Raw genomic sequence first — 7,344 nt, 5'->3', positions numbered from 1 at the left:
TCATCGAAGGGGTTCATCGACATCTTTACGTTGGCCAGATCGACACCGGAACCGTCCGCCTTCACGCGGGCCTTCACGTTATAGTCGATCACGCGCTTGACTGGCACGAGGACTTTCATCGGCCTCTCTCCCTATGTTGCGTCATCTGTCGGGGCGATTGTTAGACAGGGAAAACCGGCAAGGACAGGCCAAAAATGACGCAAGACGCAGCGTTTGCGATGCCCGGCCCGCCGCCGTTGGCGTCAGCGGCTGGCGCCCGGCACCCAGAGCATATCGGCCGCGCCATTGTCATTGGCCACCCGCGAGGCGACGAACAGCCAGTCGGACAGGCGGTTCAGATAGCGGATCGCGGCGCCGTTCACATCGCCGCCCGCCAGCAACCCGATGGCGCGGCGCTCGGCCCGCCGGGCGACGGTGCGCGACAGGTGCAGATGGGCTGCAAGCGGGCTGCCGCCGGGCAGAACGAAGCTGCGCAGGGGCGAAAGATCCGCGTTCATGGCGTCGATTTCGGTTTCCAGACGGTCCACCTGCGCGTCGATGATGCGCAGGACCGGATAGCCCGCCTGATCGTCCAGAGCCATGTCGGGGCGCGACAGATCGGCGCCCAGATCGAACAGATCGTTCTGGATGACCGCGATCCGGGCGGCCAGCGCGCCCGTCGCATGCAGGCGGCAGAGGCCGAGCGTGGCGTTCAGCTCATCCACGGTGCCATAGGCCTCGACGCGCGGATCGGTCTTGGGCACGCGGGTGCCGTCGGACAGGGCGGTGTCGCCCTTGTCGCCGGTGCGGGTATAGATGCGGTTCAGAACCACCATCAGCCCGCCCTCCACCAGACGAAGAGCAGCAGGACCACGATGGCTGCGGCCTGTGCGTAGAGGCGCCAGCGCATCAGCCGGTTGGCATGTTTGCGGTTGAAATCGCCGCCACGGGCAAAGCCGCCGATGCCGGTCAGCAGGATCGCCATGACCACGCCGATGGCGATCATGGTCACGATGAGCAGGGGCTTGTCTTGCATGGGACCCACCTTTCGCGCGCCAGCCTAGTTGCGGCGCGCGAACCAGTCCAGAGCGCGGGTCGGCAGAACCCGGCGTGCGAGGCCGGAAATGCGCGTGGGCGCCGTGACATAATAGCGCGGGGCGGGGTTGCGCGCCGTCAGGGCGGTCAGGATGCGGTCGCTGACGGCCGAGGGGGGCAGCTCGAACCGGTCCTTGGTGGGCGGGCCATAGAGGCGTTTCAGCAGGGTGGCGCGATACTGATCGGCGCGCGGGCTGGCCTGCCAGTCGACCCAGCGTTCGAAATGCGGGATGGCGTTTTCGCGGATGCGGCTGGTGATCGGGCCGGGCTCGATCAGGGTGACGCGGACGGGGGTGCCGTGCATTTCCAGCCGCAGCACATCGGTCAGCCCCTCCAGCGCGAATTTGGTGGCGACATAGGGGCCGCGCCAGGGAATGCCGACGAGGCCCAGGACCGAGCTGATATTGATGATGTGCCCGCCATGCTGGCGGAATTGCGGGATCAGGTGGCGGGTCAGGTCATGGGTGCCAAACAGGTTCACCTCGAAGATCGCGCGCAGGGCGTCGCGGGGCATGTCCTCGACCGCGCCGGGCAGGGCGAAGGCGGCGTTGTTGACCAGCGCCGACAGCGGGCCGCGCGACAGGGCGGCGCTGGCGCAGGCCGCGACGCTGTCGGGGTCGGCCAGATCCAGCGGCAGGCAGTCGATGCCCTCGGCCTGCCGGGCGGCGATGTCATGGGGCGTGCGGCAGGTGGCGATGACGTGCCAGCCCAGGGACTGCAGGCGGCGCGCGGCGTCAAGACCGATGCCCGATGAGCAGCCGGTGATCAGGACGCGGCGGGGCGCGTTCATTGCGGCTGGTCGGACAGGAACTGGCCCGAGACATAGCCGGTCTGGCCGCCCGGCGCGCGGACATGGACCCATGCGGCATCGGTGGGGCCAAGCGCCTCAAGCGCGGTGCCGCCGTCGAGGCCGGTCACGACCGGGGCGCCGCTGTCGGGGCCGCTGCGCATGTTCAGCCGGCTGGCAGTGACCCAGAGCTGTGCCCCCGAGGCCGGGGCGGTCGCGTCGGATGGACCTGTGGGACCTGTGGGACCTGCGGGATCGGCGGGCGCGCGGCCTGCGAATTCGGGCGAGGCCTGCAGCGCGGGGCCGGGAAAGCGCGGGGCCTGTTCAGCGGTCTGCTGCGGCGTGGGCAGGGGGGCCGCGTCGTCATGTTCCGGCTCTGGGGCGGGGATGTCGGCCAGAAGCGGGTCGGCCAGAACGGGGGTATCGGCGGATGCGTCCTGAGGCACGGTGGCCAACGGCGCGGCGGGGCGGCGCTGAGAGCGCAGATCGTCCCGTCCGTAGATCGTCAGCAGGGCGAAAAGACCTGCCAGCGTGGCCAGCATCAGTCCTGACAATTTCAGCATGCGGTCCCTGTCCCCCCGGTCGAGTTCTTGCCGTTACACTAGGCTGTTGCCCCGTCAACGCCAATCTCGCGCCACCGTTCCGGTCGGGAGGACGGCTTTTCGATCTGGACCGGAGGGGCGGCGCGGCCTATCCAGTGGCTCATGTCCGACGATCTGCTTCCCAAACCCGACCACGGCACGCATTCCGAACCCCTCAGCCGCGCCATTGGCGAGCGGTATCTGACCTATGCGCTGTCCACCATCATGCACCGCGCCCTGCCCGACGCCCGCGACGGGCTGAAGCCGGTGCATCGCCGCATTCTGTATGCGATGCGCGAATTGCGGCTGTCGCCCACCGGGGCGTTCCGCAAATCGGCCAAGATCACCGGCGATGTGATGGGCAATTATCACCCCCATGGCGACGCCGCGATCTATGACGCGATGGCGCGTCTGGCGCAGGATTTCGCCATGCGCTATCCGCTGGTCGACGGGCAGGGGAACTTTGGCAATATCGACGGCGACAACCCCGCCGCCGCGCGATATACCGAGGCGCGTCTGGCCGCCGCCTCGGAGGCGCTGATGGACGGGCTGACCGAGAATTCGGTCGACTTCCGCCCCAATTATGACGGCACGCTGAGCGAGCCTGTCGTGCTGCCCTCGGCATTCCCCAACCTGCTGGCCAATGGTGCCTCGGGGATTGCGGTGGGCATGGCCACGAACATTCCGCCGCATAACCTGCACGAGGTCGTGGATGCCTGCCTGCATCTGATCAAGACGCCCGAGGCGCGCGAGGACACGCTGGCGGGCATTATTCAGGGGCCGGATTTCCCGACCGGCGGCGTTCTGGTCGAAAGCCGCGAGTCGATCGCCGAGACCTATCGCACCGGGCGCGGCGCCTTTCGCGTCCGCGCGCGCTGGTCGGTCGAGGATCTGGGCCGCGGGCAGTGGCAGATCATCGTCACCGAGATCCCCTATCAGGTGCAGAAATCGCGCCTGATCGAGCGTCTGGCCGAGCTGATCCAGATCCGCCGGGTGCCGATTCTGGGCGATATCCGCGACGAATCCGCCGAGGACATCCGCATCGTGCTGGAGCCGAAATCCCGCACGGTCGATCCCGAACAGCTGATGGCCGCGCTGTTCAAGGTCAGCGATCTGGAGACCCGGTTCAACCTGAACATGAACGTGCTGATCGACGGGCGGGTGCCCAAGGTGTGCAGCCTCAAGGAGGTTCTGCGCGCCTTTCTGGATCACCGCCGCGAGGTGCTGGTGCGCCGCACGACCTGGCGGCTGGAGAAGATCGCCGCCCGGCTGGAGGTGCTGGAAGGCTATCTGATCGCCTATCTGAACCTGGACCGGGTGATCGAGATCATCCGCACCGAGGATGAACCCAAGGCCGTGATGATGGCCGAGTTCGGCCTGAACGATGTGCAGGTCGAGGCGATCCTGAACATGCGCCTGCGCGCCCTGCGCAAGCTGGAAGAGATCGAGCTGCGCGCAGAACGCGACGCGCTGACGGAGGAACGTGCGGGGCTTGAGGCGATGCTGGCCGATGAGGGTGCGCAATGGGCACGGATCGGCGATGAGCTGAAGGCGGTGCGCAACACCTTTGGCAAGTCCAGCCCCGAGGGGCAGCGCCGCACCACGCTGGCCGAGGCCGCCGAGACGCCCGAGATTGATCTGGATTCGATGATCGAGCGCGAGCCGCTGACCGTGATCCTGTCGAAGATGGGCTGGATCCGGGCGATGAAGGGGCATCAGCCGCTGGAGACCGAGCTGAAGTTCAAGGATGGCGACGGGCCGGGTTTTGCGCTGCATGCCGAGACGACCGACAAGCTGATGGTCTTCGCCTCGAACGGGCGGTTCTATACGCTGCCGGCCAACAACCTGCCGGGCGGGCGCGGCATGGGCGAGCCCTTGCGCCTGATGATCGACCTGCCCAACGAGGCCGAGATCATCACCATGTTCCCCTGGCGCGCGGGTGAGCGGTATCTGGTCGCCTCGAAGGCGGGCGACGGCTTCATCGTCGGTGCGGGCGATATTCTGGCGCAGACGAAATCGGGCAAGCAGGTGCTGAACGGCGATGCGCTGCTGTGCCGCCCCATCCATGGCGATCACGTCGCGGTGGTGGGCGAGAACCGCAAGATGCTGGTGTTTCCGCTGACCGAACTGCCGGAGATGGCGCGCGGCAAGGGCGTGCGGCTGCAGCGCTATGGCAAGGGTGGCGGCTTGCTGAAGGATGACGGGCTGTCGGATGCGGTCTGCCTGACGCTGGCGGGCGGGCTGTCCTGGCCGATGGGCGGCGGCAAGACCCGGACCGAGCCGGATCTGACCGAATGGCTGGGCAAGCGCGCCACCGCGGGCCGGATGGCGCCGCGCGGCTTTCCGCGGGACAACCGGTTCGCCTGAGCGCCGGGGGTGAGGTGGAAGGGGGGCGCTCGCGCCCCCCGTCGCGTGCCGCGACTCCCCCCTGAGGATATTTGGGTGAAGAAGAAGCAGCTTTAGCGGCGGCGCACCCATTTCCAGCCGGTGATCATCGGGCGGATGAGGTCTTCGTTCTTCCAGATCCGGTAGTAGAGGATCACCGCGACATGCAGGATCACCAGCCACATGATGATGTCGGCGCCGGTCTTGTGCCATGCGACCGCGCGGCGGGAGGTGGCGCGGCTGACCTCGGAGGCGAGCGGGCCGATATTGATGAAGTCATCGGGATCCGCGATCAGCCCGCTGCCCACCTGCCACAGCAGAAGCCCGAGAATGGCCAGCACCGACAGCGCGCCCATCGGGTTGTGGCCCGGCCAGAGGCTGGGGCTGCGGCGGAAGAAACCGCGCATGTAAGCGAGAAGCGCGCGCGGGTGGGGCAGGAAGCTGGCAAAGCGCGCGGGTTCCGGGCCGATGAAGCCCCAGACGATCCGGGCCGCGACCAGCGCGAGGATGGCATAGCCCAGCCAGAAATGGAGGGACATGACCGCCGGGCCGTAATGGCCAAGCCACCAGTTGGCGATGACGAGCGCCGCCAGCAGCCAGTGACAGACCCGCAGGAACGGGTCCCAGACCTTGACGCGCCGGGCCTGTTCAGGCGCCGCCATCAGCGGTCGCGGCGATAGGACTGGTGGCAGTCGCGGCAGGCCAGACCCAGTTGCTGGACCACCGGGCCGACATTGCCCTGACCGCCCATGACGGCCTGATCAATGCCCGAAGTCGCCTGGGTCAGGGCGGCGAATTTGGCGCGGAAATCGTCATTGTCCTGCCAGATGGCGGGCAGGGCGTTGGTGGTCTCGATCTCATCGGTCGAGGTGCCCTCGATGAACAGCTTCGGCGCGTCATAGGAGGCCAGCGCCATCAGGTTTGACGCCGCCGCCGAGGCTGCGGCCTCGTCATAGTCAATCTCGCCCCGCGCCATGCCGGCCAGCGTGTTCATTTCGATCGAGATGGCGGTGTAAAAGCCCTGCCGCGCCTTGACCGCGCTGTCTTCGGCGGTCTGGGCAAGGAGGGGGGTGGCGATCATGGTGGCAAGGACGGCTGCGGGGATGGCTGCGGGGATGGCGAGCGAGGTCAGACGCATGGCTGGCTCCTGAAGGGCTGACGATTGCTGTCTTTTCACGCTGGCAGATGTGCCGGAGCGGTGCAACCGCCACGCGCGCCGATCCCGGCACAGATCACGGGAATGCGAAGCGCGTGGCAGTTCGATGACAAAAGCCGGGCCGATGACAAAAGCCGGGGCAGATCAGGGGTGAAGCGGTGCCGCGCCCAGCCGTTCATGCAGCGCGTTGACGGCCTGCGGCGACAGCTTCAGCGCCTGCGCCAGGTCGCGCAGATAGCGGGCCTCGGCCTCGTCATCGAAGTCGATCGCCAGCACCGACATCAGGTAGACCTGCGTTTCCAGCCCCGGCGGCACATCGCGGGCAAGGGCCTGCGCATCGACGGGCGCGGCCATCTGTTCGCGCACGAAGTCCCGCTCGTCCGGGTCGAGCTCGTTGCCGAGGTGATCCATCAGGCGCTGTTTTTCGGTCGCGTCGATATGGCCGTCGGCCTTGGCGGCCTGAATCATCGCGCGCAGCATCAGACCGGCGACGGCGTTCTGCTGAGGAGTGGGGGCGATTTCAGGCTCGCCGTTGCGGCGGGCGGCGTCGTCCAGCAGCTCGCCCAGACCGGCATCGTTGCGGGGTTGGGCGTCTTTCTGGGCCAGACGGCCCGAGGCGCCACCCAGAAGCCCGCCGAGCGCACCGCCTGCCGCGGTGCCTTTCAGCCCGTCGAGCAGCCCCGCCAGACCCTGACCCGTGCCTTGCGACGGCCCGCCTGCGGTGCCACCGCCGAAAGTCCGGCCGATCAGATCCGACAGGCTGGTGCCGCCGCCGCCGGAATTGTTGCCCAGCAGGCCGTCGAGCATCCCGCCCCGGCGCGGCTGGCCGTTCGCCGTGTCGCTGCCCTGTTGCCCGCGCATCGCCGCGCCCAGACCCTTGGCCAGCATCACACCGGCTGCGACCTTTGCCAGACTTTTCACCAGACTCATGCTGCTTTTCCCTTTTGCCATACCGGCAGGAGTGCCCCGCCGTCGCGCCGCAAAACGCGCGGCCGGCGGGGCGGGTTCCCGGCGCCACAGCATGCGCCCCATGGCGTGGCGACCGCAACCTGCCCTTGATCTTTTCCCGGCGCGATTATAGATCGCAGCGCACGTCAAAACCGGGGCCGTCACGCCATGCCCCGCTGATCAGGAGGCCCACATGGCAAAGGCAAAGTTTGAACGGAACAAACCGCACGTCAACATCGGGACCATTGGTCACGTTGACCACGGCAAGACGACGCTGACGGCCGCGATCACCAAGTATTTCGGCGAATTCCGCGCCTATGACCAGATCGACGGCGCGCCCGAAGAAAAGGCCCGCGGGATCACGATCTCGACCGCGCATGTGGAATACGAATCCGAAGCGCGCCACTATGCGC

At 67.5% G+C, this 7,344-nt stretch carries 9 protein-coding genes and 1 pseudogene; 2 read left to right on the top strand and 8 right to left on the bottom strand.

Translation table 11 applies throughout. From position 1 onward, the window contains the following. From ACK41U_RS18705 to ACK41U_RS18685, 5 genes and pseudogenes are all read right to left on the bottom strand, one after another. Positions 1–119 (bottom strand): annotated as a pseudogene (locus ACK41U_RS18705) (electron transfer flavoprotein subunit beta/FixA family protein); the annotation flags it as partial. A 123-nt stretch (positions 120–242) separates the two neighbouring features. Next, the gene (locus tag ACK41U_RS18700; protein ID WP_409683597.1) at positions 243–815 is read right to left on the bottom strand and encodes a cob(I)yrinic acid a,c-diamide adenosyltransferase; all 573 of its coding nucleotides are present in this window, start codon (positions 813–815) and stop codon (positions 243–245) included. Beyond that, the gene (locus ACK41U_RS18695) at positions 815–1,015 is read right to left on the bottom strand and encodes a twin transmembrane helix small protein (protein ID WP_409683594.1); all 201 of its coding nucleotides are present in this window, start codon (positions 1,013–1,015) and stop codon (positions 815–817) included. The genes ACK41U_RS18700 and ACK41U_RS18695 overlap by 1 nt, the downstream gene beginning before the upstream one ends. 24 nt (positions 1,016–1,039) lie before the next feature. Next, positions 1,040–1,864 carry an SDR family NAD(P)-dependent oxidoreductase gene (locus tag ACK41U_RS18690; protein WP_409683591.1) on the bottom strand — a complete coding sequence of 275 codons (825 nt, stop codon included), beginning with the start codon at positions 1,862–1,864 and terminating at the stop codon, positions 1,040–1,042. Further along, positions 1,861–2,424: an SH3 domain-containing protein gene (locus ACK41U_RS18685; protein ID WP_409683579.1), complete on the bottom strand. Its 564-nt coding sequence runs from the start codon at positions 2,422–2,424 to the stop codon at positions 1,861–1,863. The genes ACK41U_RS18690 and ACK41U_RS18685 overlap by 4 nt, the downstream gene beginning before the upstream one ends. Before the next feature lie 141 nt (positions 2,425–2,565). On the opposite strand from ACK41U_RS18685, the gene parC reads away from it, so the two are divergent. Then, a complete protein-coding gene (parC, locus tag ACK41U_RS18680) occupies positions 2,566–4,809 on the top strand; it encodes a DNA topoisomerase IV subunit A (RefSeq protein WP_409683574.1) in 2,244 nt (747 codons plus the stop codon). 92 nt (positions 4,810–4,901) lie between these two features. Here parC and ACK41U_RS18675 read toward each other — a convergent pair whose 3' ends face one another. The 3 genes from ACK41U_RS18675 to ACK41U_RS18665 all read right to left on the bottom strand — a co-directional run bounded on the left by ACK41U_RS18675 (position 4,902) and on the right by ACK41U_RS18665 (position 6,913). Next, a complete protein-coding gene (locus ACK41U_RS18675; RefSeq protein ID WP_409683571.1) occupies positions 4,902–5,489 on the bottom strand; it encodes a cytochrome b/b6 domain-containing protein in 588 nt (195 codons plus the stop codon). Further along, entirely contained in the window at positions 5,489–5,965 is a 477-nt protein-coding gene (locus ACK41U_RS18670) for a c-type cytochrome (RefSeq protein ID WP_409683568.1), read from the bottom strand. Before ACK41U_RS18670 ends, ACK41U_RS18675 begins: the two co-directional genes overlap by 1 nt. A 162-nt stretch (positions 5,966–6,127) precedes the next feature. Beyond that, positions 6,128–6,913, bottom strand: coding sequence for a tellurite resistance TerB family protein (locus ACK41U_RS18665; protein WP_409683565.1), 786 nt, complete (start codon positions 6,911–6,913; stop codon positions 6,128–6,130). A gap of 211 nt (positions 6,914–7,124) precedes the next feature. Between ACK41U_RS18665 and ACK41U_RS18660 the strand changes: the two genes are divergently transcribed. Then, the coding region (locus ACK41U_RS18660) for a GTP-binding protein (protein ID WP_409682231.1) at positions 7,125–7,344 on the top strand (220 nt) is incomplete at its 3' end.

The organism is Paracoccus sp. (in: a-proteobacteria), assembly GCF_046289755.1.
Taxonomy (GTDB): Bacteria; Pseudomonadota; Alphaproteobacteria; order Rhodobacterales; family Rhodobacteraceae; genus Paracoccus.
This window is presented reverse-complemented; position numbering and strand designations above follow the sequence as displayed.